This window comes from Citrobacter sp. TBCS-14, from assembly GCF_005280805.1.
Lineage (GTDB): Bacteria > Pseudomonadota > Gammaproteobacteria > Enterobacterales > Enterobacteriaceae > Citrobacter > Citrobacter gillenii.
The window spans coordinates 726,954-753,700 of the sequence record NZ_SZWM01000164.1; the positions used below are offsets into that span (position 1 = coordinate 726,954).

At 51.6% G+C, this 26,747-nt stretch carries 24 protein-coding genes and 1 riboswitch; of the genes, 12 read left to right on the forward strand and 12 right to left on the reverse strand.

The features are described 5' to 3' along the window. Positions 1-156 precede the first annotated feature (156 nt). Positions 157-1,521 (forward strand): L-serine ammonia-lyase, encoded by a 1,365-nt coding sequence (gene sdaA / locus FDX22_RS07155; protein WP_096756714.1) that lies wholly within the window; start codon positions 157-159, stop codon positions 1,519-1,521. 130 nt (positions 1,522-1,651) lie between these two features. Then, the gene (locus tag FDX22_RS07160; RefSeq protein ID WP_115258244.1) at positions 1,652-3,253 is read left to right on the forward strand and encodes an EAL domain-containing protein; all 1,602 of its coding nucleotides are present in this window, start codon (positions 1,652-1,654) and stop codon (positions 3,251-3,253) included. Positions 3,254-3,259: 6 nt separating this feature from the next. Here the strand turns inward: FDX22_RS07160 and yoaE are convergent, their stop codons facing one another. After that, positions 3,260-4,819: a CNNM family cation transport protein YoaE gene (gene yoaE / locus FDX22_RS07165; protein WP_096756712.1), complete on the reverse strand. Its 1,560-nt coding sequence runs from the start codon at positions 4,817-4,819 to the stop codon at positions 3,260-3,262. Between the two features lie 460 nt (positions 4,820-5,279). Between yoaE and manX the strand changes: the two genes are divergently transcribed. From manX to mntP, 5 genes are all read left to right on the forward strand, one after another. Next, positions 5,280-6,242 (forward strand): PTS mannose transporter subunit IIAB, encoded by a 963-nt coding sequence (gene manX / locus FDX22_RS07170; protein WP_146716927.1) that lies wholly within the window; start codon positions 5,280-5,282, stop codon positions 6,240-6,242. 58 nt (positions 6,243-6,300) lie between these two features. Continuing rightward, entirely contained in the window at positions 6,301-7,101 is an 801-nt protein-coding gene (locus tag FDX22_RS07175; RefSeq protein WP_096756709.1) for a PTS mannose/fructose/sorbose transporter subunit IIC, read from the forward strand. A gap of 12 nt (positions 7,102-7,113) precedes the next feature. Beyond that, on the forward strand, positions 7,114-7,965 hold the full coding sequence (locus tag FDX22_RS07180; RefSeq protein WP_096756708.1) for a PTS mannose transporter subunit IID: 852 nt from the start codon (positions 7,114-7,116) through the stop codon (positions 7,963-7,965). 61 nt (positions 7,966-8,026) lie between these two features. After that, positions 8,027-8,485: a DUF986 family protein gene (locus FDX22_RS07185; protein ID WP_115258242.1), complete on the forward strand. Its 459-nt coding sequence runs from the start codon at positions 8,027-8,029 to the stop codon at positions 8,483-8,485. Positions 8,486-8,682: 197 nt separating this feature from the next. Further along, positions 8,683-8,783: riboswitch (yybP-ykoY riboswitch) on the forward strand. 116 nt (positions 8,784-8,899) lie between these two features. Then, the gene (mntP, locus tag FDX22_RS07190; protein WP_020996621.1) at positions 8,900-9,466 is read left to right on the forward strand and encodes a manganese efflux pump MntP; all 567 of its coding nucleotides are present in this window, start codon (positions 8,900-8,902) and stop codon (positions 9,464-9,466) included. Here the strand turns inward: mntP and rlmA are convergent. From rlmA to mgrB, 6 genes are all read right to left on the reverse strand, one after another. Continuing rightward, positions 9,463-10,272 (reverse strand): 23S rRNA (guanine(745)-N(1))-methyltransferase, encoded by an 810-nt coding sequence (gene rlmA / locus FDX22_RS07195; protein ID WP_146716928.1) that lies wholly within the window; start codon positions 10,270-10,272, stop codon positions 9,463-9,465. The two genes, mntP and rlmA, sit on opposite strands and share 4 nt — an antisense overlap. A 63-nt stretch (positions 10,273-10,335) precedes the next feature. Next, positions 10,336-12,081, reverse strand: coding sequence for a peptidoglycan glycosyltransferase FtsI (gene ftsI, locus FDX22_RS07200; RefSeq protein WP_096756705.1), 1,746 nt, complete (start codon positions 12,079-12,081; stop codon positions 10,336-10,338). A 219-nt stretch (positions 12,082-12,300) separates the two neighbouring features. Then, on the reverse strand, positions 12,301-12,510 hold the full coding sequence (gene cspE / locus FDX22_RS07205; RefSeq protein ID WP_001062678.1) for a transcription antiterminator/RNA stability regulator CspE: 210 nt from the start codon (positions 12,508-12,510) through the stop codon (positions 12,301-12,303). 12 nt (positions 12,511-12,522) lie between these two features. Next, positions 12,523-12,666, reverse strand: coding sequence for a DUF2627 domain-containing protein (locus FDX22_RS07210; protein ID WP_003034983.1), 144 nt, complete (start codon positions 12,664-12,666; stop codon positions 12,523-12,525). 639 nt (positions 12,667-13,305) lie between these two features. Then, complete coding sequence (locus FDX22_RS07215) at positions 13,306-13,587, reverse strand: YebO family protein (protein WP_117342933.1); 282 nt, start codon at positions 13,585-13,587, stop codon at positions 13,306-13,308. 74 nt (positions 13,588-13,661) lie between these two features. After that, on the reverse strand, positions 13,662-13,805 hold the full coding sequence (gene mgrB, locus FDX22_RS07220; RefSeq protein WP_115258239.1) for a PhoP/PhoQ regulator MgrB: 144 nt from the start codon (positions 13,803-13,805) through the stop codon (positions 13,662-13,664). A gap of 163 nt (positions 13,806-13,968) precedes the next feature. On the opposite strand from mgrB, the gene FDX22_RS07225 reads away from it, so the two are divergent. Next, positions 13,969-14,208: a YobH family protein gene (locus tag FDX22_RS07225; RefSeq protein ID WP_096756702.1), complete on the forward strand. Its 240-nt coding sequence runs from the start codon at positions 13,969-13,971 to the stop codon at positions 14,206-14,208. 113 nt (positions 14,209-14,321) lie between these two features. On the opposite strand, the gene kdgR is transcribed toward FDX22_RS07225, so the two are convergent. Then, positions 14,322-15,113 (reverse strand): DNA-binding transcriptional regulator KdgR, encoded by a 792-nt coding sequence (kdgR, locus tag FDX22_RS07230; RefSeq protein ID WP_096756701.1) that lies wholly within the window; start codon positions 15,111-15,113, stop codon positions 14,322-14,324. A gap of 175 nt (positions 15,114-15,288) precedes the next feature. Between kdgR and FDX22_RS07235 the strand changes: the two genes are divergently transcribed. Continuing rightward, on the forward strand, positions 15,289-16,662 hold the full coding sequence (locus FDX22_RS07235; protein ID WP_117342934.1) for an MFS transporter: 1,374 nt from the start codon (positions 15,289-15,291) through the stop codon (positions 16,660-16,662). Between the two features lie 49 nt (positions 16,663-16,711). Here FDX22_RS07235 and htpX read toward each other — a convergent pair whose 3' ends face one another. From htpX to FDX22_RS07255, 4 genes are all read right to left on the reverse strand, one after another. Next, positions 16,712-17,593, reverse strand: a complete 882-nt coding sequence (gene htpX, locus FDX22_RS07240) for a protease HtpX (protein WP_096756699.1) — start codon at positions 17,591-17,593, stop codon at positions 16,712-16,714. Between the two features lie 192 nt (positions 17,594-17,785). Then, positions 17,786-19,834, reverse strand: a complete 2,049-nt coding sequence (gene prc, locus FDX22_RS07245; RefSeq protein WP_096756698.1) for a carboxy terminal-processing peptidase — start codon at positions 19,832-19,834, stop codon at positions 17,786-17,788. A 19-nt stretch (positions 19,835-19,853) separates the two neighbouring features. Next, the gene (gene proQ, locus FDX22_RS07250) at positions 19,854-20,540 is read right to left on the reverse strand and encodes an RNA chaperone ProQ (protein ID WP_096756697.1); all 687 of its coding nucleotides are present in this window, start codon (positions 20,538-20,540) and stop codon (positions 19,854-19,856) included. Between the two features lie 96 nt (positions 20,541-20,636). Further along, a complete protein-coding gene (locus FDX22_RS07255) occupies positions 20,637-21,134 on the reverse strand; it encodes a GAF domain-containing protein (RefSeq protein ID WP_146716929.1) in 498 nt (165 codons plus the stop codon). 128 nt (positions 21,135-21,262) lie between these two features. Between FDX22_RS07255 and yebS the strand changes: the two genes are divergently transcribed. From yebS to rsmF, 3 genes are all read left to right on the forward strand, one after another. Beyond that, positions 21,263-22,546, forward strand: coding sequence for a membrane integrity lipid transport subunit YebS (gene yebS, locus FDX22_RS07260; protein WP_135911872.1), 1,284 nt, complete (start codon positions 21,263-21,265; stop codon positions 22,544-22,546). Further along, positions 22,515-25,148 (forward strand): PqiB family protein, encoded by a 2,634-nt coding sequence (locus tag FDX22_RS07265; protein WP_146716930.1) that lies wholly within the window; start codon positions 22,515-22,517, stop codon positions 25,146-25,148. The genes yebS and FDX22_RS07265 overlap by 32 nt, the downstream gene beginning before the upstream one ends. A gap of 78 nt (positions 25,149-25,226) precedes the next feature. After that, entirely contained in the window at positions 25,227-26,648 is a 1,422-nt protein-coding gene (gene rsmF, locus FDX22_RS07270; protein WP_146716931.1) for a 16S rRNA (cytosine(1407)-C(5))-methyltransferase RsmF, read from the forward strand. Positions 26,649-26,747: the final 99 nt, after the last annotated feature.

Here is a 26,747-nt window from a genome sequence, read left to right on the forward strand (position 1 = left end):
ACAACCTGAAACGCCGGTCACAACATTAGTAAAACCGCGGTTATCTATTAGTTTAATTCATGTGAATAGTTAAGCCGATCGCCGCGTTCCCTCTTACACTATGCGCAGTTATAACATCGTTACTGGAAAGCCCAGTCGCCCTGTAGGAGTATTATCGTGATTAGTCTATTCGACATGTTTAAGGTGGGGATCGGTCCCTCATCTTCCCATACCGTAGGGCCTATGAAGGCGGGTAAACAGTTCGTCGATGACCTGGTCGAAAAAGGATTACTGGACAACGTTACTCGTGTCGCCGTCGACGTGTATGGTTCACTGTCGCTCACGGGTAAAGGTCACCACACCGATATCGCCATTATTATGGGTCTGGCAGGCTATGAGCCTGCGACCGTGGACATCGACAGCATTCCCGGATTTATTCGCGATGTAGAAACGCGTGGACGCCTGCTGCTTGCGCAGGGCCAACACGAAGTCGACTTCCCGCAAAACGACGGCATGCGTTTTCGCAACAGCAACCTGTCGCTGCATGAAAACGGTATGCAAATTCATGCCTACAACGGTGACACCGTTGTTTACAGCAAAACATATTATTCCATTGGCGGTGGTTTCATCGTTGATGAAGAACACTTTGGTCAGGACGCGGCGAATGAGGTCAGCGTACCTTATCCGTTCAAATCTGCCGCTGAAATGCTGGAGTACTGCAACAGCACCGGTCTGTCGCTTTCTGGCATGGTGATGCAGAACGAACTTGCGCTGCACAGCAAAAAAGAAATTGAAGAGTATTTTGGTAACGTCTGGCAAACCATGCAGGCCTGTATCGATCGTGGGATGAACACCGAAGGCATTCTGCCGGGGCCGCTGCGCGTGCCTCGTCGTGCCTCTGCCCTGCGTCGTATGCTGGTCTCCAGCGACAAACTCTCCAACGATCCGATGAACGTGATCGACTGGGTGAACATGTTTGCGCTGGCCGTAAACGAAGAGAACGCCGCGGGCGGTCGCGTTGTGACAGCGCCGACCAACGGTGCTTGCGGCATCGTGCCTGCGGTTCTGGCTTATTACGATCACTTCATTGAGCCCGTCAGCCCGGATATCTATACCCGCTATTTCCTGGCGGCCGGTGCAATTGGCGCGCTGTACAAAATGAATGCCTCTATCTCTGGCGCAGAAGTGGGCTGCCAGGGCGAAGTCGGTGTGGCATGTTCTATGGCCGCAGCAGGTCTGGCAGAGTTACTGGGTGCGAGCCCGGAGCAGGTATGTGTGGCTGCCGAAATCGGTATGGAACACAACCTCGGCTTAACCTGCGATCCGGTTGCCGGACAGGTCCAGGTGCCGTGCATTGAGCGTAACGCCATTGCTTCCGTGAAGGCGATCAACGCGGCACGTATGGCCATGCGTCGTACCAGCGCCCCGCGCGTCTCACTGGATAAAGTCATCGAGACCATGTACGAAACCGGCAAGGACATGAACGCCAAATACCGCGAAACCTCCCGCGGTGGCCTGGCGATCAAAGTTCAGTGTGACTAATACTTAATTTTCGCCCATCTGCGACGGATGGGCGAATTTGCTTCCCCTCCCTCGTCTACGGTAATTTTCCCCACTACACTTGCTCTGTTGCTGTTGGCTTCTGTGACCAACGGCTTATCGGGCGGCCCGCATGCAAACAGCACAACGGATCATCAAAAATTATCGCCGTAATCGCTTAATCGTCTGCACAGTTTGTGCACTACTGACGCTCATTCTTACATTATCTGTCCGATTTATTTCGGAGCGTAATTTAAATCATCACTCCACCGTCACGTTCGCTAACCATGCTGTAGAAGAGCTGGATGATATCCTGCTGCCGTTGCGGACCGGACGTGATGTGCTGCTGCCGTTAATTGGCCTGCCCTGCTCGGTGGCGCGCTTAGCCCTGAGCAAGCACGCCGCCAGACTGCAAACTGTGCGCTCTATTAACCTGGTTCAGGGTGGCATCCTCTATTGTTCGAGTATTTTTGGCTATCGCAATGTGCCCATCAAGCAGCTGCAACCTGAATTGCCCAGCCGCGAACCGCAGCTACTGTTATCCACCGATCATTCGCTCATTAAGGGCAGCCCTATTCTGACGCAGTGGTATCCGTCGTCTGCCAATGGCGAAGATGGGGTGCTGGAGATCGTCAATATTGAATTATTGTCGGGCATGCTGCTTGAACCACAGCCTCCGCAAATTACACATGCCAGTTTAACCATCGGTAAGCGGCATCTGCTGTACGGACAAGGCGTCGTCGACAAGCTACCAGAGAGTGACGGCGAACAACGCTACCAACTTTCATCACAACATTTCCCCTTTGCCATCAGCGTTAGCGGACCAGGAGCCAGCGAACTGGCGTTAAGACACCTGCCCACCCAGTTACCGTTAGCGGTCATGCTCAGCTTATTAGTGGGGTATCTGGCCTGGCTGGCGACCGCTAACAGAATGAGTTTTTCCTGGGAGATTAATCTGGCCCTCGCCGAGCGGGAGTTTGAGCTATTTTGCCAGCCACTACTGAACGCCAGCACCCAGCAGTGTACGGGCGTTGAAATTCTCTTACGCTGGAATAACCCGCGCCAAGGCTGGATTTCACCTGAAGTGTTCATCCCTATCGCGGAAGAGCACAATCTGATTGTCCCCCTGACTCGTCACGTCATCGCAGAAACCATTCAGCAACGGCACGTTTTCCCAATGAGCAGCCAGTTTCATATTGGTATCAACGTCGCCGCCAGCCATTTTCGTGACGGTATGTTGTTAAAAGACCTTAATCAGTACTGGTTCAGTCAGCATCCCATCCAGCAACTGGTGATTGAATTGACCGAGCGCGACGCGCTGCTGGATGTCGATTATCGACTGGTGCATGAACTTCACCGGCTGGGGGTAAAACTGGCCATTGACGATTTCGGTACCGGCAACAGCTCGCTCTCGTGGCTGGAAAAGTTGCGCCCGGATGTACTGAAGATTGATAAATCCTTTACCTCTGCGATCGGGACTGATGCCGTCAATTCGACCGTTACTGACATCATCATCGCACTGGGGAAAAAACTGAATATTGAACTGGTAGCTGAAGGGGTTGAAACACAGGCGCAGGCCCAGCATTTACGGCGACATGGCGTGAATGTATTGCAGGGATTTCTGTATGCCAAGCCGATGCCGCTGCGCGATTTTCCTCAATGGCTGGCGGGCAGTAGTACACCACCACCCGCCCGGCATAACGGGCATATCATGCCTGCTATGCCGTTTCGGTAGGTCAAATTATTCGTCTTCGTGGTGAGCGGATTGCTCTTTAACAATACGAACGAGATCCACACGATAGTCGTTCGCTTCGACAATGGTGATGCTTAGCGGTGCAACCTCAATCACATCGCCAACACGCGGAATGTGACCGTTAGCCGCGATAACCAGCCCCGCCACCGTCGCAATGTCTTCGTCTTCGTCCACCAGCGTATCAACGTCAAGCGCCTGCTGCAGAGCGTGCAGATCGGTGCCGCCTTTAACCAGCCAGCCACCCGCATCGGCGATGATTTCCGGTGTTTCATCAGCATCCGGGAACTCACCGGCAATGGCTTCCAGAACATCCAGCGGGGTCACCAGACCCTGAACAACGCCAAATTCGTTGGTAACGATAACGAAGCTGCCCCGGGCACGACGCAACACGCCCAACAGATTAATCGGATCCAGCGTTTCTGGGACCACGATGGCCGGTGACGCTGAGGCAATTGCTGCCACATCTACGCCGTCTTCGAGGGCCACTAACAGTTCTTTTGCCCGCACGATACCGATAATTTCGTCCAGTTCACCACGACACACCGGGAACAGGCTGTGTGGGGAAGAGAGCAGCTGTTCACGAATTTCTGCCACGCTCAGATCTGCATCCACCCAGCTGATTTCGCCACGCGGCGTCATAATGCCGCGCAAAGAACGTGAGGCCAGCGACAGCACGCCGTTGATCATATAGCGTTCTTCTTCAACAAATGCCCCTTCCGGAACGGGTACCGGCACCGGGTTGTCAGACTCCATCTGCACACCGGCCTGACGTTTACCGCCCATCAGGCGCACAATGGCCTCGGCGGTACGTGCACGCAGCGGCAGCGTCGACTGGTGGCGAATAAAGTTACGACGAGCAATCTGGTTAAACAGTTCGATAATAATCGAGAAGCCGATCGCAGCGTACAGATAACCTTTCGGAATGTGGAAGCCAAACCCTTCGGCTACCAGGCTCAAACCGATCATCAACAAGAAGCTCAGACACAGCACCACGACCGTCGGATGTTGGTTCACGAATCGCGTCAGTGGCTTGGACGCCAGCAGCATCACCGCCATCGCAATCACCACCGCCGCCATCATTACCGGCAGGTGGTTCACCATACCGACGGCTGTAATCACCGCATCCAGAGAGAAGACCGCATCGAGGATCACAATCTGCGTCACGACAACCCAAAAGCTCGCATAGCCTTTTGACTGGCCGGTATCATGCTCACGGTTTTCCAGCCGCTCATGCAGTTCGGTGGTAGCCTTGAACAACAGGAAGATACCTCCCAGCAGCATAATCAGGTCACGCCCCGAGAACGAATAGTCCATCACCGTGAACAGCGGTTTCGTCAGCGTCACCATCCACGAGATCACGGACAGCAGTGCCAAACGCATAATCAGCGCCAGCGACAACCCGATCAGACGCGCTTTATCCCGCTGTTTAGGCGGCAGCTTATCGGCCAGAATCGCAATAAAGACCAGGTTATCAATACCCAGAACAATTTCGAGAACAACAAGCGTGAGCAAACCCACCCAAATCTGCGGGTCCATTAAGAATTCCATGACAAGCTCCTGCTCAAAGAATGGCTAAACTGCGCCCTGGACATCTCAGGCGTTGAAGCAATATGCAGATAAAGTGTGTGGCAAAAAGTGCCAAACTGACAGGCGCTAAGCGGCCTCGAGGTGAAATGACGTCGGTGACGATCCATACGGTGGGCTACTGCCCTATACTCCTGATTAATTAAATATATGCTAAACATAACAGACACAACCGGTTTTTAGCAAAGATTTACCTTCCTTTGCAATAAGTTGTGTCGGAGATATTTTACTCTTCGAAATTTCTTTTAATCGGAAGTTAAATTACGGATCTTCATCACATAAATTATTTTTTTCGATATCTAAAATAATTCACGAAAATCATAGGTTTTTCATTGTAACCCTTATCTGAATCGATTCGCTTGCGGACGACGATTCAAAATACATCTCGTTGTCGATGTGTTAACGATAATAAAGGAGGTAGCAAGTGACCATTGCTATTGTAATAGGCACACATGGTTGGGCTGCAGAGCAGTTACTTAAAACAGCAGAAATGCTGTTAGGCGAGCAGGAAAACGTCGGCTGGATCGATTTCGTTCCAGGCGAAAATGCTGAAACGCTGATCGAAAAGTACAACGCTCAGTTGGCAAAACTCGATACCAGTAAAGGCGTGCTATTTCTCGTTGATACATGGGGAGGCAGCCCGTTCAACGCTGCGAGCCGCATTGTCGTCGACAAAGAGCATTACGAAGTGATCGCTGGCGTGAACATTCCCATGCTGGTCGAAACCTTTATGGCGCGTGATGACAACCCAAGCTTTGATGAATTAGTCGCACTGGCAGTAGAAACCAGTAGCGAAGGCGTGAAAGCGCTGAAAGCAAAACCGGTAGAAAAAGCCGCTCCGGCCCCAGTTGCTGCAGCAAAAGCAGCGGCACCGGCTAAACCGATGGGTCCGAACGATTATATGCACATCGGCCTCGCACGCATCGATGACCGCTTAATCCACGGTCAGGTAGCCACCCGCTGGACCAAAGAAACCAACGTCACGCGCATTATCGTCGTCAGCGATGAAGTTGCCGCAGATACGGTGCGTAAAACGCTGTTGACGCAGGTTGCGCCTCCAGGCGTAACGGCGCACGTGGTGGATGTCGCGAAAATGATCCGCGTCTACAACAACCCGAAATATGCAGGCGATCGTGTGATGCTGCTGTTCACCAACCCGACCGATGTTGAACGTGTCGTGGAAGGTGGCGTAAAAATCACCTCGGTAAACATTGGTGGCATGGCTTTCCGTCAGGGTAAAACGCAGGTTAACAACGCGATTTCCGTTGATGAAAAAGACATCGAAGCCTTCAAGAAACTCAACGCACGCGGCATTGAACTCGAAGCCCGTAAGGTTTCTACCGATCAGAAACTGAAAATGATGGATTTGATTGCCAAAGCGAAATAACCCGCTGGCATTTACTTAGTTTTCACACTTAAGTCTGTATAGCAATAGGAGAAGTACAATGGAGATTACCACTCTTCAGATTGTGCTGGTGTTCATCGTCGCATGTATCGCGGGTATGGAGTCGGTACTCGATGAATTTCAGTTCCACCGTCCGTTGGTGGCCTGTACGCTGATTGGCGCCGTTCTCGGGGACATGAAAACCGGTATTATCATCGGTGGTACCCTGGAAATGATCGCGCTGGGTTGGATGAACATCGGTGCCGCCGTTGCACCAGATGCCGCACTGGCCTCAATTATTTCTACCGTTCTGGTTATCGCAGGTCACCAAAGCATCGGTGCCGGTATCGCGCTGGCTATCCCGCTGGCAGCAGCTGGCCAGGTTCTGACTATCATCGTTCGTACCATCACCGTCGCCTTCCAGCACGCTGCGGATAAGGCGGCTGAGAGCGGCAACTTGACGGCGCTCTCCTGGCTGCATGTGTCCTCGCTGTTCCTGCAGGCAATGCGTATCGCGATCCCTGCGGTTATCGTGGCGATTTCTGTCGGCACCAGTGAAGTCCAGGGCCTGCTCAACGCCATCCCTGAAGTGGTCACCGGCGGCCTGAACATCGCGGGCGGTATGATCGTCGTCGTGGGTTATGCGATGGTCATCAACATGATGCGCGCAGGCTACCTGATGCCGTTCTTCTACCTCGGTTTCGTCACCGCGGCATTTACCAACTTTAACCTGGTTGCACTGGGTGTGATTGGCGCAGTTATGGCCATCCTCTACATTCAGCTGAGCCCGAAATATAACCGCGTAGCGGGTGCGCCAGCGCAAGCTGCTGGCAACAATGACCTTGATAACGAACTGGACTAGCAGGTGAGCGAAATGGTTGATATGACTAAAACTACCACCGAGAAAAAACTCACTCCGAGTGACATTCGTGGCGTGTTCCTTCGTTCTAACCTGTTCCAGGGTTCATGGAACTTCGAACGTATGCAGGCGCTGGGTTTTTGCTTCTCCATGATACCGGCAATTCGCCGTTTGTACCCGGAGAACAACGACGCGCGTAAGCAGGCTATTAAGCGTCACCTGGAATTCTTTAACACCCATCCTTATGTTGCGGCACCGGTTCTTGGCGTAACGCTGGCGATGGAAGAACAGCGTGCTAACGGCGCAGAGATTGACGATGGTGCCATCAACGGTATCAAAGTCGGTCTGATGGGTCCGCTGGCAGGCGTAGGTGACCCGATCTTCTGGGGTACCGTGCGTCCGGTATTTGCCGCCCTCGGTGCGGGTATCGCGATGAGTGGCAGCCTGCTAGGCCCACTGTTGTTCTTTATCTTGTTCAACGCGGTACGTCTGGCAACACGCTACTACGGTGTGGCCTACGGTTATCGTAAAGGTGTCGATATCGTTAAAGATATGGGCGGCGGCTTCCTACAGAAACTGACTGAGGGGGCGTCAATCCTCGGCCTGTTTGTCATGGGGGCCTTGGTGAATAAGTGGACGCACGTGAACATCCCGCTGGTGGTTTCCACCATCACCGGTCAGGATGGTCAGACTCGCGTAACCACCGTGCAGACCATCCTTGACCAGCTGATGCCGGGCCTGGTACCGCTGCTGCTGACCTTCGCCTGTATGTGGCTGCTGCGTAAGAAAGTGAACGCTCTGTGGATTATCGTTGGCTTCTTCGTCATCGGTATCGCGGGTTACGCTGTCGGCCTGCTCGGCCTGTAAGACTGCTATACCATACCGGGGGCTCTGCTCCCGGTTTTTCTATTTAGAGGGTTAAGGATTCATGACTATCACGGACCTGGTGCTGGTTCTTTTTATCCTGTCGCTGCTGGCGTTTGCCATCTACGATCAGTTCATCATGCCCCGCCGTAATGGCCCTACTCTGCTTGCTGTTCCCCTGCTGCCCCGTAGTCGTGTCGATAGCGTTATCTTCATTGGATTGATCGCGATTCTCATCTACAACAACGTCACCAGCCATGGGGCGCAATTCACTACCTGGTTATTGTGTGCGCTGATATTGATGGGAATATATTTGTTCTGGATCCGCACACCAAAAATCATCTTTAAACAGAAAGGATTTTTCTTCGCCAATGTTTGGGTGGAATATAGCCGGATTAAAGAGATGAATTTGTCGGAAGATGGCGTACTGGTGATGCAATTAGAACATCGGCGATTGCTGATCCGCGTACGAAATATAGACGACCTCGAGAGAATATATAAACTTCTCATATCAAATCAATGATATAGAAACATAGCCTGTACTATGTTATTTGTATATTGACGTAAAACAAACATAGCACAGGCTATATTCACGTTCTCTTTTTGTTATTTGATTTAACGCATTACCGACAATTAAATCTAAATGAAAATCGTTTTCAATTAGAAGTCAAATAATATCCCCCCGTTTCTTGTTTTATATTCTCAAAATATGTTAAGGTTGCGCCCGTCATTGGGGAGTAGCCGATTTCCAGACTCCGGAAATGTACGTGTCAACATACTCGTCGCAAGGCGTGGCGCGTACGGACTGTAAACATACAGTCAGGCGAGACCATAGACACATCAACTGCAATGCATGTCTCCTGAACTGCGTGTTTGGGCGTGCATGGTTACTGGGGGCAGTGATGTGTTTAATGGATACCCCGGTCAGGACGCTGTTATGAATCTCACCGCTACTGTTCTTCTCGCTTTCGGCATGTCGATGGATGCATTCGCCGCATCAATTGGTAAAGGTGCTACGCTACACAAACCTAAATTCTCTGAAGCTCTGCGCACTGGCTTAATTTTCGGCGCTGTCGAAACGCTGACCCCGCTGATTGGTTGGGGTATGGGCATGCTGGCGAGTAAATTCGTACTCGAGTGGAACCACTGGATTGCCTTCATCCTGCTGATTTTTCTCGGTGGACGAATGATAATCGAAGGTTTCCGTGATAACGGTGATGAAGATGAAGAGCCGCAGCGTCGCCACGGTTTCTGGCTGTTGGTGACCACCGCCATTGCCACCAGCCTCGATGCGATGGCCGTCGGCGTCGGTCTGGCTTTCCTGCAGGTGAACATTATTGCCACCGCGCTGGCTATCGGCTGCGCCACGCTAATTATGTCCACGCTGGGGATGATGATCGGCCGTTTTATCGGCCCCATGCTGGGTAAACGTGCTGAAATTCTCGGCGGGGTGGTGCTAATTGGTATCGGTGCCCAGATCCTCTGGGCACATTTCCACGGTTAATTCACACGCTGCCAGATATGAATACTAAAGTCTGTCTGGCAGTCAAATGTCGTTTTCCCCGCCAGCGTTTCCCAGACTTCCGGTTTTGCCCGCCAGGCAAAAGGCGTCATTTGCAGCAATGCCACAGCCTCGCTACCGCTAAGCTGCATCTGATAGCCCAACGCGATACTCTGCTGCAGAGCAAAGCCTTCCAGCTGTTCCGTGTGTGGCGCATGCAAACGCACCTCATCGTAAATCAGCCCTTTCAGCTCCATTAAATGGCGCGGGCCCGGCGTGGCCGTGATCACCCACCCACCCGGCTTCACCACGCGCGCCAGCTCCTGAGCTTTACAGGGGGCGTAGATCCTGACAATGGCATCCATTGAAGCATCAGCAAAAGGCAGTCGATGACTTGACGCAACACAAAATGTCACCTGCTGATAACGCCTTGCTGCGGCCTTGATCGCCACCTTCGAGACATCCAGACCAAAGGTCACACTTCCTGCCAGCGCATCGGCAAACGCGTGCGTGTAATACCCTTCCCCACAGCCGATATCGAGAATCGCCGCGTCACCTGGCGTTAACGTTTCCTGGAGAACATTCACAATCGCCTCACGCAGCGGCTGATAGTGGCCGGCATCGAGAAATTCCCGACGTGCCTGCATCATTTCCGCACTGTCACCTGGATCGCGTGAGCGTTTGTGTTGAACAGGCAGTAAGTTGACATACCCTTCTTTCGCCACATCAAACTGATGCCGCCCAGGGCAGGCAAAACTGTTGTTATCTTGAGTAAGAGGCTGATGGCAAAGGGGACAGGAAAACAACATGACAACTCCGGCAGATGGCTTCAGGGCGCAAGTGTAACGCGAATTGCGCCCAGGGAAAATAACTTACAGCGCCGGAGAGACGTCGTTATTACCGTGCATTACCAGCAAGTGTTCCGAGTCAGCGGGCATGCCATCCGGTTTAACGTTTTCCAGACGCAGCACATCCCCCATTATCTGACTAAAGACGGGGGCCGATACGGCACCACCGTAATACGCCCCATTTTGCGGGTTGTTGATAACCACCACCAGCGCAAACTTCGGATCGCTTGCCGGAGCCACGCCCGCCGTGTATGCCACGTATTTATCGACATATTTGCCGTCATCGCCAATTTTCTTTGCCGTCCCGGTTTTTACCGCCACCCGATAATCTCGTACCGCAGCCTTTGTTCCCCCGCCGCCGGGCAGCGCAACGCTTTCCATCATATGCTCAACCTGATGAACTAACGCCTCAGACATGACGCGTCGGCCTATTACCGGCGGATCGATACGGGTGATGGACAGCGGTCGATAGATGCCAAAACTGCCAATGGTGGCGTAAACGTGCGCCAACTGTAGCGGCGTGACCATTAATCCGTAGCCGAAAGCAAAGGTTGCGCGATCCAAACTGCTCCAGTAACGTCTCTGAGGCATTAAGCCGCTGCTTTCGCCAGTCAACCCTAGACCTGTCGGTTCGCCAAAACCAAAGCTCTTGTAGGTGTCCAACAATCGCTGAATGGGCATAGCTAATGATAAATGTGACACGCCGGTATCGCTCGATTTTTGCAAAATACCCGTCAGCGACAACTCAGGATAATAGCCAACATCGCGAATACGGTGCCCGTCAAGATTAAAGGGGTGGGTATCAATCACGCTGTCGGGCTGTACAATTCCCTGTTGCAGGGCAGTCATAAGCACCAACGGCTTAACGGTAGATCCTGGCTCAAAGGTATCGCTGATCGCGCGGTTACGAAAATCGTCCAGCACCGCACCGTCGCGGTTATTGGGGTTGAAATCCGGGAAACTCGCCATCGACAATATTTCCCCAGTGGCGATGTTGATCAGTACCGCCGCCCCTGACTCGGCTTTATTCCACGTCACGGCATTGTCCAGCGCATCCTCGGTGACCGTCTGCAAGCGTTCATCGATACTGAGCTGTAACTCATGTGCGGGTACCGGCATCACTTCCGTGATGTTCTCAATCACATGACCAAATTTGTCTTTACGCACCAACCGCGAGCCGGGTTTGCCCATCAACTGGCTATTGAAGCTTTTCTCTACCCCTTCAATACCCTGGCCATCAATATTGGTGAAGCCAATCAAATTCGCGGCAACGTGACCAGCGGGATAGAAACGACGGGACTCTTCGCGAAGATTAATCCCCGGAAGATTCAGATTATCAACCCACTGCGCCTGTTGGGGTGAAATCTGGCGCGCCAGGTAGATAAAGCGTCCGGCGGGGTTACTATTAACGCGTTCCGCCAGTGCGCTAAGCGACAAATTCAACGTTTTTGCCAACGCTTGCCAGCGCTCGTTATACCCGACACCACCTTTGCTAATAATCGTCTTAGGATCGGCCCAGACAGCATTAACCGGTACGCTCACCGCCAACGGTCGCCCTTCTCTGTCGGTAATCATTCCACGCGGTGATGCCGTCGTTACTTCACGTAATGAGCGCATGTCCTCCTGCTTCACCAGACTGGTCGGCGTGACGATTTGCAACCACGCAACCCTGCCAAGGAGCAGCCCCAGACTCAATAAAATTGCCGCGCAAAGCAGGGCAAAACGTACGGGAGTAAAATTGCGTGCATCGCCGTCGTTTTTCTTTTTCACCTGTTCTCCAGCAAGATAGTTTTTCAGGTGACTGATTTAACGAGAATTAGCGACAGAAAGCGGGGAAAAGAATGCTACGAATATCACGCCTTTGCAACAAAGCGCTAATGGGACGGCATTTTGAAATACTTTGACGTAATCTGAATTAAAAAGCCCCGCAAATGCGAGGCTTTATATCTGAAATTGCTGCGCCTGAGCGCTTCAAATCAGTGGTTTCGATCAGATAGCTGTTACGTTAACAGCAGCCGGACCTTTCTGGCCGTCCTGAATTTCGAACTCAACGTTCTGGCCTTCAGCCAGAGTTTTGAAGCCGTTACCCTGGATTGCAGAGAAGTGTACGAACACATCTTTGCTGCCATCAGCAGGAGTAATGAAACCAAAACCTTTAGACTCGTTGAACCACTTAACTTGACCTTTAATCTTTGCCATTTGCAAAATTCCTTAGAGTATTTTCTTCGCCCGCAGGCATAACATAGATAAAACTGAGACATTACTGCTTGAGGCACTAATATAAGGTTCGGCAGAGAAGCGGTATTCAACGTCAACGTGTTTACTCAGGACTTCTTTACTGAAAATGCCACACATAAACAGAACTGTACCTCGTTTAACCCAAAACGTGTTATCACATACAACGATAATAATGGCAAGCCATTTTTAAACGTGTCTCGATCGGTCGCACAAATCCCGAAGTTCATCTCACGACAACTGCACAGTTATGCGCCAGACCGAGTCTGGATATATTCTCACCGCTCCCGCCCTGCCCCGACTGGCATACGCAGCAGCCGCGACATGTCTACCATAGCTCACCTTGTGAGGTTGTTCCAGACTCACTGATGCACCGTGTGCTGAATATCATTTTTTATGCTTAGTAATGCATAATTTGTCACAACGGTAAAAATGAGATCCGTCTTCTGGTTTTGCAGAAAAATAATGAAAGAATGATGACAAAGCACAAAAAAAGTAAGAGAAACGTTTCGCTGATAATAAAAACGATCACTATCACAAAAATGGCATAATCATATTATTAACGTATGGGTAATTATATTTAACACCACGTACAGGCACAGAATTAATCGGCCAACATGAATTGATGGAAGAACGTTATCGACAGTTCACCGCGCGAACCGCGTGGAGGTCGCAGAAGAAAATGATATGACAGGTTTAACGACAGGATGGAATATCTGAGAACAGCGTCATCAGACGCCCACCCTGTCTTTCAGTTGACTAACGTTCTGCTACCAGGCGAATGATACTTTCATCTTCATCCTGGTTTTTCACTGCAGGTTCTGCGGCTTTTTCAGGTTCGTTAGCTTCACAAAGACGACGAAGCAATGCGTTCTGTCGTTTTTGTTGATCTAACAACGCTTCAAGTAACTCGATCTGCTCATTAGTTCGTGAGCTTGCCCGATTGATGAAGAACCACAGTACAAGCCCGATAACCAGAACCACCACCGATACCACTAAAGACGCAAAACTTAGCGCGCCAGAGTTCAAAACTTCGTTCATTTTACCACCTCAATGTAGACAGCGTAGTTTACCACTGCCGCACAAGAAGGTAATCAACTGTTGCTAAAATGCGCTTACCAGGGAATAAATTTATTGATGGCACAAATTCCGTTGAAAAATTGTACGTCCTGATCGCACATGATGTTGAACACCTGCGCCCACATCAGTATGCATACCAGTACGACAATGATCAGCACCACCCACCGAATTTTTTTCACTCCAACTCCACTCTCCGAATCCACATCTTATGCGACTAAATTATCATGCGTTACCTAAACCCAACGTTAACCTTAGCGGCATAAATATTTTTAGGAATGATTCACTTGTTTCATTCAGTGTACAAGCTAATCTTATAATAACGAGAAAAGATAAGAGGTTGTAATGCGTCTGATTATTCGCGCAATTGTATTGCTGGCTCTGGTTTGGATTGGTTTATTACTGAGTGGCTATGGCGTGCTGATAGGGAGTAAGGAGAACGCAGCAGGACTGGGTCTGCAATGCAAGTACCTGACGGCACGGGGCACCAGCACCGCACAGTACGTACATACCAGCAGCGGTATCATCGGCTTGTCGGACTGTCCCCTGTTAAGGAAAAGCACCGTCATTGTCGATAACGGTTAATATTGAAGCAAGAAAATTACCTGTTATTGGTGTCGGCTTGTATTAATTTTGCTCATTTAAAAAGCCCCGGTACAAAATACCTGGGGCTTTTGACCTATTGCGTATAAATCAAATCAGAATGGATAATCGTTATAACCCATTTGTTCTGAAATTTTTCGCGCAGCCGTGTGCAGCATTTCGACATATTCGTGTAAACGCTCTTCAGAAAAACGCAGAGTCGGGAATGAAATACTCAAACCTGCGATGACCACACCGAAACGATCAAAGACCGGAACGCCGATGCAGCGCAGTCCTTCTTCCTGCTCTTCGTTGTCTTCACCGTAGCCTTGCTCACGCACTTTATCCAGCAGCAGCAGCAACTCATCAGTGCTGGTGATCGTACGGTCGGTGCTGCGTTTGTATTCCACGCCTTCAAGAATCTGTTTTACTTCGTCACGGTCACGCCATGCCAGCAGTACTTTACCGATCGCCGTGCTGTATAACGGGTTACGACGTCCTACGCGAGAATACATGCGTAAATTGTACATCGAGTCGATTTTATGGATGTAGACAATGCTGTCTTCGTCCAGCGCACCGAGGTGGACCGTCTCTTTAGTTAAACGCGACAGTTCACGCATCTGAATATCAGCACTACGGATCAGATCGACGTTTTGCAACGCGCGAGCGCCCAGTTCAAACAGTTTCAGGGTCAGAGAGTATTTCTCAGACTCACCTTCCTGTGCCACATAACCCAGCGTTTTCATGGTCTGTAAAAAGCGATAAACGGTGCTTTTAGACATCATGACGCGTTGCGACAATTCGGTTATACCAATTTCGCGCTCTTCACCCAGCGCCTGCAGAATGCCAAAAACCTTCAGCACGGAAGAAACAGAATCGGGTTGTTTATCCAGATCTGCGATAGCCATTTATCACCTCATTACGAGTGTTTTATAAAAATCAGAACCGGTTTTTATTATAATTTCACGTACCGATGCTCGCAATCCATCTTTGCCCACTTAGTTACAAATCTGCGACATAACACCTGAATATCAATGCTAAAATTATTATTCTCATCATAATTTCCGACAATATTGACTTCCTATGGATAAATTTCAGGCCGATGGCCTGCCGCTGCCCCAACGATATGGCGCAATATTAACCATTATTATGGGTATTTCGATGGCCGTACTGGATGGTGCAATTGCCAATGTTGCCCTGCCGACGATTGCCGCCGATCTTCAGGCCTCCCCCGCCAGTTCAATTTGGGTCGTTAATGCCTATCAAATTGCGATAGTGGTTTCACTACTCTCATTTTCTTTTTTGGGCGACATGTTTGGCTACCGACGTATTTATAAATGCGGACTGGTCGTTTTTCTGCTCGCATCTCTCTTCTGCGCATTATCAGATTCCCTGCAGATGCTCACGCTGGCGCGCGTGGCACAAGGGTTTGGCGGAGCCGCATTAATGAGCGTGAATACGGCGCTGATCCGGCTTATTTACCCTCAACGCCAACTGGGGCGCGGAATGGGTATTAATTCATTCATCGTGGCGGTCTCGTCTGCTGCAGGTCCGACTATTGCCGCGGCGATCCTCTCTATTGCCTCATGGAAATGGTTGTTTTTGATTAACGTACCGCTTGGGATTATTGCTCTACTGCTGGCTATGCGCTTTTTGCCCGCAAACGCTGCACGCAGCAATAAACCCCGTTTTGATTTACCCAGCGCGGTGATGAATGCGTTAACGTTCGGTTTGCTGATAACGGCACTCAGTGGTTTTGCCCAGGGACAGTCACTCACGCTAATCGGGGCTGAACTGGCGGGACTTCTCGTGGTGGGATATTTCTTTGTCCGTCGACAGCTGTCACTACCGGTACCGCTGTTACCGGTTGATCTGCTACGCATACCGCTTTTTTCGCTCTCCATCGGCACCTCGATCTGTTCATTCTGCGCGCAAATGTTGGCCATGGTCTCTCTCCCCTTCTTTTTACAAACCGTGTTGGGTCGTAGTGAAGTTGAAACAGGTCTGTTGTTGACTCCATGGCCGCTGGCCACCATGGTTATGGCACCGCTGGCGGGTTACCTGATTGAGCGCGTCCACGCCGGGCTTTTAGGGGCATTAGGCATGGTAGTGATGGCGTGCGGGTTATTTTCTCTGGTGTTGCTGCCCTCCGCCCCGTCGGACTTCAATATTATCTGGCCGATGATTCTGTGCGGTGCTGGCTTTGGTCTGTTCCAGTCACCAAACAACCATACCATCATCACTTCCGCGCCGCGTGAACGCAGCGGTGGCGCAAGCGGGATGCTGGGAACGGCGCGTTTACTGGGACAAAGCACCGGTGCCGCGTTAGTGGCGTTGATGTTGAATCAGTTTGGCGACAGCGGTACCCACATGTCTCTGCTGGCGGCTGGCATTCTGGCGACGCTTGCCGCTATTGTCAGCGGACTGCGGATCACCCAACCTCGGATTCAGGCGTAAAAAAAGCGCGTCTAACGACGCGCTTCTTCATTATTTAACCTGCTGCGGGTTATTTCAGGTATTCCCCACTGCGCAGCGCTTCAATACGCTTATCCAGCGGCGGGTGAGTCATAAACAGCTCACTCAGCGACTTAGATTTACCGTTGATACAGAAGGCCATCATGCTGGTTGCTTCCTGCGGCTCATAGCTGGTTTTCAGCCGCTGCAGCGCAGCAATCATTTTCTCACGACCCACCAGTTTGGCAGAGCCTGCATCCGCATGGAATTCACGATGACGTGAGAACCACATGGTAATAATGCTCGCCAGAATACCAAACACCAGCTCCAGCACCGTCGCTACCGCGAAATAGATTAGCGGGTTGCCGTTGCTACCCTCACCTTCTTCACGGTTTCCGCCCATAAAGCCGGCGGCGAGTTGCGCCAGAATACGTGAGATAAAGATAACAAAGGTGTTCACCACGCCCTGGATCAGCGTCATGGTAACCATATCGCCATTGGCAATGTGGCTAATTTCATGTGCGATAACGGCTTCGGCTTCATCGGGACTCATGTTTTGCAACAAGCCGGTGCTGACAGCCACCAGCGACGCATCCCGGCGAGCGCCGGTCGCAAACGCGTTAATATCTGGCGCATGGTAAATAGCCACCTGCGGCATAGCGATCCCAGCCTGACGAGCCTGAGTTGCTACAGTATTCATCAGCCAGCGTTCTCTTTCATTACGGGGCTGTTCAATTACTTCCCCACCAACGGACTTTAACGCCATCCATTTGGACATCAGCAGCGAAATAAAGGAACCACCAAAACCAAACAGCAGAGCCATAATCAACAAGCCTTGAACGCTGCTTGACTGAATCCCTGTCAGGCTCAATACCAGCCCGAAAACGACCATCACAGCCAGGTTCGTCAGCAGGAAGAGCGCGATTCGCATCATAATTTTCTTTTAACCTCAATTTAACAAAACGCACTATGCGATTACCCATATCGTATGGGTCTTACGGCTATTTTCAAGCATGCATACGTGCTAAGTCAGTAGAAAGACACAACTTTACATTTTACCGTATCAGACTGACGACTTCATACGCTTGTTAAAAAAACAGGCACAATTTCTTGTGCCTGTTGGATATTACTGTTTGGTCGCAGACTGTTCCGCTGGCTTGTCTTTTTCAAGACGCGCCAGGTCGAGCGCTATTTTCACCGTCTCATCGAGATACGGATCCGGCTCCTGGTAATCCTTCGGCAGATCGTCCAGTTTCTTCAGCGGCGGTTTACCTTCACGCTTCAAGCGATCGTTGATACGCGCCAGACGCAGGGCATCATCTTCGTTATTCTCTTTCTCACGCTGAGCGTAATTCAGAGACGCTATGTTGCGCTTATCTTTCAGGGCATTGAAACGAGCAATATCCTTCATGATGTACTGGAACTCAGGATCTTTAACGATACGCGCATTATGTTCTTTCAGTAATTCAGGACCAAACGGCGTTAAATTATCTGACTTCGCATAGGTTGCAGCATCAACGCTATCCCACGGTAAGGCGTTATCTTCGAACTTCTCACCGGTTTCAGTTTCTTCATTGCCTGTCGGCATGATGATATCCGGCGTCACGCCCTTACGTTGCGTGCTGCCACCGTTAACACGGTAGAATTTCTGGATAGTGTACTGAACGGAACCCAGCGCTGGCCATTCCGGACGCAGCATCTGATCGTAGATACGGTTCAGAGAACGGTACTGCTGCACGGTGCCTTTACCAAAGGTCGGTTCCCCGACGATTAACGCACGGCCGTAATCCTGCATTGCCGCGGCAAAAATCTCAGAAGCAGAAGCACTGAAACGGTCAACCAGCACCACCAGCGGGCCTTTATAGTAAACAACGCCGTCGGTATCACTGTCTTCGCGCACTTTACCGTTATTGTCGCGAACCTGAACAACAGGGCCAGAAGGAATAAACAGACCGGAAAGCGATACGGCTTCGGTCAGTGCACCACCACCGTTAGTGCGCAAATCGATGATCACGCTGCTAACATTCTGTTTTTCCAGCTTCTGCAGCTGAACTTTAACGTCATCCGTCAAGCCAACGTAGAAACCGGGAATATCGAGCACACCGACTTTTTCTTTGCCAACGGTTTTGACCGACATTTTAACAGCACGGTCTTCCAGACGAATACGTTCACGCGTTAGCGTAACGGTACGTGTCTTGGTGCCTTTACCGGCAGGCAGGATTTCAAGGCGAACCTTGCTACCCTTTGGTCCTTTGATCAGCGCGACAACGTCATCGAGACGCCAGCCAATCACATCAACGACACCTTTACCAGCCTGGCCGACGCCAACAATACGATCGCCTACGCTTATCGCCTTGCTTTTGGCTGCCGGACCACCCGCTACCATTGAATTAATAACGGTATAGTCATCATCCATTTGCAGAACCGCGCCAATACCTTCCAGAGACAGGCTCATTTCGGTATTGAACTGTTCGGTATTCCGCGGAGACAGGTAGTTGGTATGCGGATCGATTTCACGCGCAAACGCCGTCATCGCCAGTGAGAACACATCTTCACTGTTAGTCTGCGCCAGACGGCGAATAGCAAATTTGTAACGACGGGTCAGCGTTTCACGAATTTCAGCATCGGTTTTACCGGTCAGTTTCAGGCTAAGTTCATCGAATTTAACCTTACCGTCCCACAATGCGTTTAGCTCGGCTTCGCTTTTTGGCCATGGGGCCTTGCTGCGATCGAGGTTAAACGTGTCGTTACCGGTGAAATCCATTGGACGCGCCAGCACGCTTAACGCGTACTGGTAACGTTCAAACCGGCGCTTTTGCGCCAGATTGTAGAGATCGTAAAAGACATCCAGCTTGCCCGTGCGCAGTTCATCACCGATGACGGTTTTCTTTTTAGCAAACTGCTCTATATCGCTCGCTAACAGCACGTTATGGCTGTAGTCGAGCAGATTCAGATAGCGGTCAAAAATTTTTGCCGAAAACGCCTGATCCAGATCGAACTGGCGATAATGAGAACGCGTAAAACGCGATGTGACACGTTCGCTCACCGTCGCGTGCTGCGTTTCTTCCTTCAGTATGGGGAGTTGATCGGCACGCGTGATGTCTTCCACAGCGAGTGCCTGGCCTGCTAATGCAAGCAGACCAGCTAACGCAGTAAGCCTAAAAAAAGTGTTCATGCCAGGCCAGGCCTCCGTTTCAGAACACCAAGTGTTCTGCGCGTACAATCAAAGACATACCCGAATTCAGCTGTACACGGACGCCATCTTTGGTGATTTCTAATACGGTGGCATCCATCGCATTATTACCTGCTTTCACCTTTAAAGACTGCCCTACCTTCAGCACTGAAATATCAGACACTGGGGTATGCTGTTCTTCGCGAGGAGCACGCGGTGCTTGAGCGGCCGGTTTTTCAGCGCGAGGTTTACGCTCTGCACCTTCTTTACGACGCGGAGCAGGACGCGGCTTACGCTCGCGACGCGGTGCGCCGTCTTTTTCACCCGCAGCAGCTGCCGCTTCGCGTTTTTTCGCCTGTTGCTCGGCACGTTGCGCCTGAACGCGGGCTTTTGCTTCTTCAAGCTGTTTGCGCGCATGTTCGACGTGTTGCTCATCCAGCTCACCACATGGGTTGCCGTCGAGATCGACACGCGTTGCGCCCAGCTTAACGCCATACAGATAGCGCCAGCTTGAAGTGTAGAGACGTAAGGCAGAACGAAGCTGTGTCTTGCTGAGGTTCATTTCACCCTCAACACGCTCTACCAGATCCTGAAAAATGCCAATTTTCAGCGGGCGCGCTTCGCCTTCCGCACTAAAACATTGCGGGAAGCGTTCGGCCAGAAACGCGATAACTTCTTTACTGCTATTCAACTTAGGTTGATTTTCCATGAAATTTCCTGATTACAACGGACGTAGCCAACAAGCGCAGGCATGAACAGGCGTCATTATAATGACGTCATCAGTAATTGCTACGTTATCCGTTGATTATCCTGCGACGGTCGCAAAGAATTTTTTGTAATCCGTCATTGCAAGCACGGTTTCAAGCTGTGCCACAAGCGTACGCAGCCCCTGTTCATCCTCTTCAGTAAAGCGGCCAAACACTGTGCTATCAATATCCAGCACGCCGATTATCTGATTTTCAACCATGATTGGCAGGACGATTTCAGCATTGCTGGCGGCATCGCAAGCAATGTGCCCGTCAAAGGCGTGAACGTCTTCAATGCGCTGAACCTGGTTCTGCGCCACCGCTGTACCACACACGCCACGCCCAACAGGGATACGCACACAGGCGATCTTTCCCTGGAAGGGACCGAGCACCAGCGTGTCGTTTTCGAGCAGATAAAAACCAGCCCAGTTCACTTCTGAAAGACGTTCGTACAACAAGGCGCTGGTATTTGCCAACGTTGCCAGAAAACTGGTTTCACCTGCCATCAATGCGCGAAAATCACGGTTCAGATCCGTGTATAGCTCTATTTTGTTCATTATGTAATCACTTAGTTGTCTTACTTAAAACTGCAGCCTACTAAAATAAACATTAAATGCGTTAATGCTCAAGATCATTCCCGTCATGGGTTAAGATAACATTACTCTAACACTTTGATCCGCGATACATGGCCCTAAATACTCCACGCATCAAGCCATCCAAAAAAATAGCGATCAGGTCCGTCGGTGAGGCGCTACCCCGTGCGCACTACCAGCGTTGCCCCGAATGCGACATGCTATTTAGCTTGCCTAAAATGCGTTCGCACCAAAGTGCATACTGTCCCCGCTGTCAGGCAAAAATTCGTGACGGACGCGACTGGTCATTAACACGGCTGGCGGCAATGGCCTTCACCATGCTGCTGCTGATGCCTTTTGCCTGGGGAGAGCCGCTGTTACACATCTTTTTATTAGGCATTCGTATTGACGCCAATGTGGTTCAGGGGATCTGGCAAATGACCCGCCAGGGTGATCCACTCACCGCCTCCTTCGTGCTCTTTTGCGTGATGGGCGCGCCGATAATACTTGTCTCGTCCATTGCTTATCTGTGGTTAGGCAACATTCTCGGTATGAACCTGCGCCCGGTCCTGCTGATGCTGGAAAGACTCAAAGAGTGGGTCATGCTCGACATTTACCTGGTCGGTATCGGCGTCGCGTCGATCAAAGTGCAGGACTACGCTTTCCTGCTGCCGGGCGTGGGGCTGTATGCTTTTCTTGCGCTGGTGATCCTCAGTATTCTGACGCTGTCGCACCTCAACGTGGAACAGTTGTGGGACCGTTTTTACCCGCAAAGACCCGCACGGCGCCCCGATGAACAGCTTCGCGTGTGCCTCGGCTGCCATTTTACAGGCTATCCGGACACCCGCAGTCGCTGCCCGCGTTGCCATATTCCGTTGCGCTGGCGCAGGAATCAAAGCATACAAAAGTGCTGGGCCGCGCTGCTGGCCTCGATTGTCCTGCTGCTGCCTGCTAATCTGCTGCCCATCTCGGTTATTTACGTTAACGGATCCCGGCAGGAAGACACGATCCTGTCCGGCATTATGTCGCTGGCAAGCAGCAATGTTGGTGTCGCGGCAATCGTCTTTATCGCCAGTATTTTGGTGCCTTTCACCAAAGTGATCGTGATGCTTACCCTATTGATTAGCATCCAATTTAAATGTGAACAGGGCTTACGCACGCGCATTCTGCTACTGCGCATAGTGACGTGGATTGGCCGCTGGTCAATGTTGGATCTATTTGTTATTGCCTTAACCATGTCGCTGATTAATCGCGACCAGATACTGGCTTTTACTATGGGACCGGCTGCGTTTTATTTCGGCGCAGCGGTAATTTTGACTATTCTTGCTGTGGAATGGCTGGACAGCCGCTTACTTTGGGATGCACATGAGTCAGGAAACGCCCGCTTCGCAGACTGAAGCGCAGATTAAAACAAAACGCCGCATTTCTCCATTCTGGCTGCTACCGTTCATCGCCCTGATGATCGCCGGGTGGCTGATCTGGGGAAGCTATGAAGACCGCGGCAACACCGTTACCATCGACTTTATGTCTGCAGATGGTATTGTGCCGGGCCGGACGCCTGTTCGCTATCAGGGTGTCGAAGTTGGCACGGTGCAGGATATCAGTCTCAGCAAAAATCTGCGCAAGATTGAAGTTCGCGTCAGCATCAAGGCCAGCATGAAAGATGCCCTGCGTAAAGATACGCAGTTCTGGCTGGTGACGCCAAAAGCCTCGCTGGCAGGCGTTTCCGGCCTCGACGCACTGGTTGGCGGAAACTATATCGGAATGATGCCCGGAACCGGAGAGCCGAGAGATCATTTCGTCGCCCTGGATACGCAGCCCAAGTATCGCCTGAATAACGGCGATTTAATGTTGCATCTGCATGCACCTGACCTCGGCTCCCTGAACAGCGGCTCGCTGGTATATTTCCGCAAAATACCGGTAGGCAGGGTATATGACTACACCATTAACCCCAATAATCAGGGCGTAACCATCGATGTGCTCATTGAGCGCCGATTTACTAATCTGGTCAAAAAAGGCAGCCGTTTCTGGAACGTGTCTGGGGTCAATGCGGATATCAGCCTCAGTGGGGCGAAGGTTAAGCTGGAAAGTCTGGCCGCACTGGTGAATGGTGCCATCGCCTTTGACTCACCGGAAGATTCACAGCCCGCTGTTGCCGACGATACATTTGGTCTGTATCAAGACCTCGCCCACAGCCAACGCGGCGTGATCATCAAGCTGGAATTACCCAGCGGCGATGGGCTAAAAGCAGGGTCCACATCGCTGATGTACCAGGGCCTGGAGGTCGGCGAGCTGACAAAACTGGAACTTATCCCAGGAGGCAAAGTCACCGGCGAAATGACGGTGGATCCGAGCGTCGTCTCGTTGCTGCGGGACAATACGCGCATTGAGCTGCACAGCCCCAAATTGTCGTTGAGCGATGCGAACCTCAGTTCGCTGTTAACCGGTAAAACCTTCGAACTGGTCCCCGGCGAGGGCGAACCTCGCAGTCAGTTTGTGGTGGTTCCCGGCGAAAAATCTTTACTGCACGATCCAGGTGTGATGACGCTCACCCTGACTGCACCGGAAAGCTACGGCATTGAGGCGGGTCAACCGCTGATCCTGCATGGTGTCCAGGTTGGACAAGTGATTGAACGTACGCTGTCCAGCAAAGGCGTTTCCTTTACTGTTGCCATCGAACCCCAGCATCGCGACCTGGTACAAGGTGACAGTAAATTTGTGGTCAACAGTCGGGTTGACGTCAAAGTAGGTATTGACGGCGTGGAGTTCTTAGGAGCCAGTGCCAGCGAATGGATTAGCGGCGGTATTCGTATTTTACCCGGCACCAACGGTGAAATGAAAACCAGCTATCCGCTTTATGCCAACCTGGAGAAAGCGATTGAAAACAGCCTGAGCGATCTGCCGACCACCACGCTCAGCCTGCGCGCCGAAACGTTGCCTGACGTTCAGGCCGGTTCAGTGGTGCTGTACCGTAAATTCGAAGTGGGTGAAGTGATTAGCGTGCGCCCTCGCGCCGATGCGTTTGATATCGACCTGCACATCAAACCGGAATACCGCAACCTGTTAACCAACAACAGCGTGTTCTGGGCAGAAGGCGGCGCAAAAGTTCAACTTAACGGTAGCGGACTGACCGTACAGGCTTCTCCGTTGTCTCGCGCGCTAAAAGGGGCAATTAGCTTCGACAACCTGAGCGGTGCCAGCGCCAGCCAACGCAAAGGTGACAAGCGGATTCTGTACGCTTCTGAAACCGCCGCACGTGCGGTAGGCGGCCAAATTACCCTGCACGCCTTTGACGCCGGTAAGCTCGCCGCGGGCATGCCAATTCGCTATCTTGGCATCGATATTGGTCAGATCCAAACCCTGGAACTCATCACCGCACGCAATGAAGTGCAGGCGAAAGCGGTACTGTACCCGGAATATGTCCAGACCTTTGCGCGCAGCGGGACACGCTTCTCGGTAATTACCCCGCAAATCTCTGCGGCAGGTGTGGAGCACCTCGATACCATCTTGCAGCCTTATATTAACGTGGAGCCGGGTCGCGGGAATCCACGCCGTGATTTTGAGCTACAGGAAGCCACTATTACCGACTCGCGTTATCTTGATGGCCTGAGCATCGTGGTCGAAGCGCCGGAAGCCGGGTCGCTGAATATCGGCACTCCGGTTCTGTTCAGAGGTATCGAGGTGGGTACCGTCACCGGGCTGACGCTGGGTTCGCTTTCTGACCGCGTGATGATTGCCATGCGCATCAGCCAGCGCTATCAGCATCTGGTGCGTAATAACTCCGTGTTCTGGCTGGCGTCCGGCTACAACCTCGACTTCGGCCTGACCGGCGGCGTGGTGAAAACCGGGACCTTTAATCAGTTCATTCGCGGCGGTATTGCCTTCGCCACTCCACCGGGTACGCCACTGGCACCAAAAGCACAGGCTGGAAAACACTTCCTGTTGCTGGAAAGCGAACCCAAAGAGTGGCGTGAATGGGGAACCGCCCTGCCGCGTTAATGACCCTCCTGCTCCGGCGTACTCGCGCCGGAGCAAATATGCTACACTGCGCGCCTGTTTTTTTTCCGGTGGTACCAAGTGGCTTATTTTCCTGACGCCTTTCTGACTCAAATGCGGGAAGCAATGCCTTCCACGCTCTCTTTCGATGATTTTCTCGCCGCCTGCCAGCGTCCGTTACGACGCAGCATTCGTGTCAATACACTGAAAATCTCCGTTGCCGATTTCCTCGCCTTAACGGCACCTTACGGCTGGTCGCTCACGCCGATCCCCTGGTGTGAAGAAGGGTTCTGGATCGAGCGTGACGAAGAGCAGTCAGTCCCACTGGGCAGCACCGCCGAGCATTTAAGTGGGCTGTTTTATATTCAGGAAGCCAGTTCAATGCTGCCGGTTGCCGCGCTGTTTGCCGAAGGGAATACTCCGGATCGGGTAATGGACGTAGCCGCCGCGCCGGGTTCAAAAACCACGCAAATCGCCGCAAAAATGAAGAATAAGGGCGCGATCCTGGCCAATGAGTTTTCCGCCAGTCGCGTTAAAGTGCTGCATGCCAATATCAGCCGCTGTGGGATCGCTAACGTTGCCCTCACCCACTTTGACGGACGCGTATTTGGCGCAGCGTTGCCAGAATCTTTCGATGCCATCCTACTGGACGCACCGTGCTCCGGTGAAGGCGTGGTGCGTAAAGATCCCGATGCGCTGAAAAACTGGTCCGTCGCCAGTAATCTTGAGATTGCCGCCACCCAGCGCGAACTGCTCGACAGCGCATTTCATGCTTTACGCCCTGGCGGCACGCTGGTGTATTCCACCTGTACGCTGAACCGTGATGAAAATGAACTCGTCATGCAGTGGCTACTAGAAACCTATCCGGACGCCGTGGAGTTTCTCCCATTAGGTGATTTATTCCCGGATGCTGAACGTGCGCTGACACCAGAAGGTTTTCTGCATGTCTTCCCGCAAATTTACGACTGCGAAGGATTCTTTGTTGCCCGTTTGCGAAAAACAGCCGCTATCCCTCCTCTGCCTGCCCCTAAATATAAGGTCGGCAATTTCCCGTTCAGCCCATTGAAAGGTCGTGAAACCGCACAAATCACTGCGGCGGCAAACGCCAGCGGATTACAATGGGAAGACAATCTTCGCCTCTGGCAGCGTGATAAAGAAGTCTGGCTATTCCCTGTTGAGATTGAATCACTGATTGGTAAAGTGCGTTTTTCCCGCCTCGGGGTTAAGCTGGCTGAAACCCACAATAAAGGGTACCGCTGGCAACATGAGGCCGTCATCGCTCTCGCCAACCCACATCACCGCAACGCGTTCGAACTGAACCTTGAAGAAGCAGAAGAGTGGTATCGCGGCAGAGATGTCTACCCGCAGACCGCGCCTGCCAGCGACGACGTGCTGGTCACCTTCCAGCACCAGCCGATTGGGCTGGCAAAACGGATTGGTTCACGGTTGAAGAACAGCTATCCACGCGATCTTGTCCGGGATGGCAAACTCTTTACAGGATAACGCACGTTTTTACTGGCACTTTTGCTCACGTTGACTACGCTGAAAAATGGACGGCCTAACTGGTCGTACCACAACCAGCAAATTGACGGAGAGCACGAT

Coding starts and splice junctions, on each gene's coding strand:
- FDX22_RS07160 (WP_115258244.1), top strand. CDS start 1,652: ATGCAAACAGCACAACGGATCATCAAAAATTATCGCCGTAATCGCTTA.
- yoaE (WP_096756712.1), bottom strand. CDS start 4,819: ATGGAATTCTTAATGGACCCGCAGATTTGGGTGGGTTTGCTCACGCTT.
- FDX22_RS07175 (WP_096756709.1), top strand. CDS start 6,301: ATGGAGATTACCACTCTTCAGATTGTGCTGGTGTTCATCGTCGCATGT.
- FDX22_RS07180 (WP_096756708.1), top strand. CDS start 7,114: ATGGTTGATATGACTAAAACTACCACCGAGAAAAAACTCACTCCGAGT.
- FDX22_RS07185 (WP_115258242.1), top strand. CDS start 8,027: ATGACTATCACGGACCTGGTGCTGGTTCTTTTTATCCTGTCGCTGCTG.
- mntP (WP_020996621.1), top strand. CDS start 8,900: ATGAATCTCACCGCTACTGTTCTTCTCGCTTTCGGCATGTCGATGGAT.
- rlmA (WP_146716928.1), bottom strand. CDS start 10,272: ATGTTGTTTTCCTGTCCCCTTTGCCATCAGCCTCTTACTCAAGATAAC.
- cspE (WP_001062678.1), bottom strand. CDS start 12,510: ATGGCAAAGATTAAAGGTCAAGTTAAGTGGTTCAACGAGTCTAAAGGT.
- FDX22_RS07210 (WP_003034983.1), bottom strand. CDS start 12,666: ATGTGTGGCATTTTCAGTAAAGAAGTCCTGAGTAAACACGTTGACGTT.
- FDX22_RS07215 (WP_117342933.1), bottom strand. CDS start 13,587: ATGAACGAAGTTTTGAACTCTGGCGCGCTAAGTTTTGCGTCTTTAGTG.
- FDX22_RS07225 (WP_096756702.1), top strand. CDS start 13,969: ATGCGTCTGATTATTCGCGCAATTGTATTGCTGGCTCTGGTTTGGATT.
- kdgR (WP_096756701.1), bottom strand. CDS start 15,113: ATGGCTATCGCAGATCTGGATAAACAACCCGATTCTGTTTCTTCCGTG.
- FDX22_RS07235 (WP_117342934.1), top strand. CDS start 15,289: ATGGATAAATTTCAGGCCGATGGCCTGCCGCTGCCCCAACGATATGGC.
- htpX (WP_096756699.1), bottom strand. CDS start 17,593: ATGATGCGAATCGCGCTCTTCCTGCTGACGAACCTGGCTGTGATGGTC.
- prc (WP_096756698.1), bottom strand. CDS start 19,834: ATGAACACTTTTTTTAGGCTTACTGCGTTAGCTGGTCTGCTTGCATTA.
- proQ (WP_096756697.1), bottom strand. CDS start 20,540: ATGGAAAATCAACCTAAGTTGAATAGCAGTAAAGAAGTTATCGCGTTT.
- FDX22_RS07255 (WP_146716929.1), bottom strand. CDS start 21,134: ATGAACAAAATAGAGCTATACACGGATCTGAACCGTGATTTTCGCGCA.
- yebS (WP_135911872.1), top strand. CDS start 21,263: ATGGCCCTAAATACTCCACGCATCAAGCCATCCAAAAAAATAGCGATC.
- FDX22_RS07265 (WP_146716930.1), top strand. CDS start 22,515: ATGAGTCAGGAAACGCCCGCTTCGCAGACTGAAGCGCAGATTAAAACA.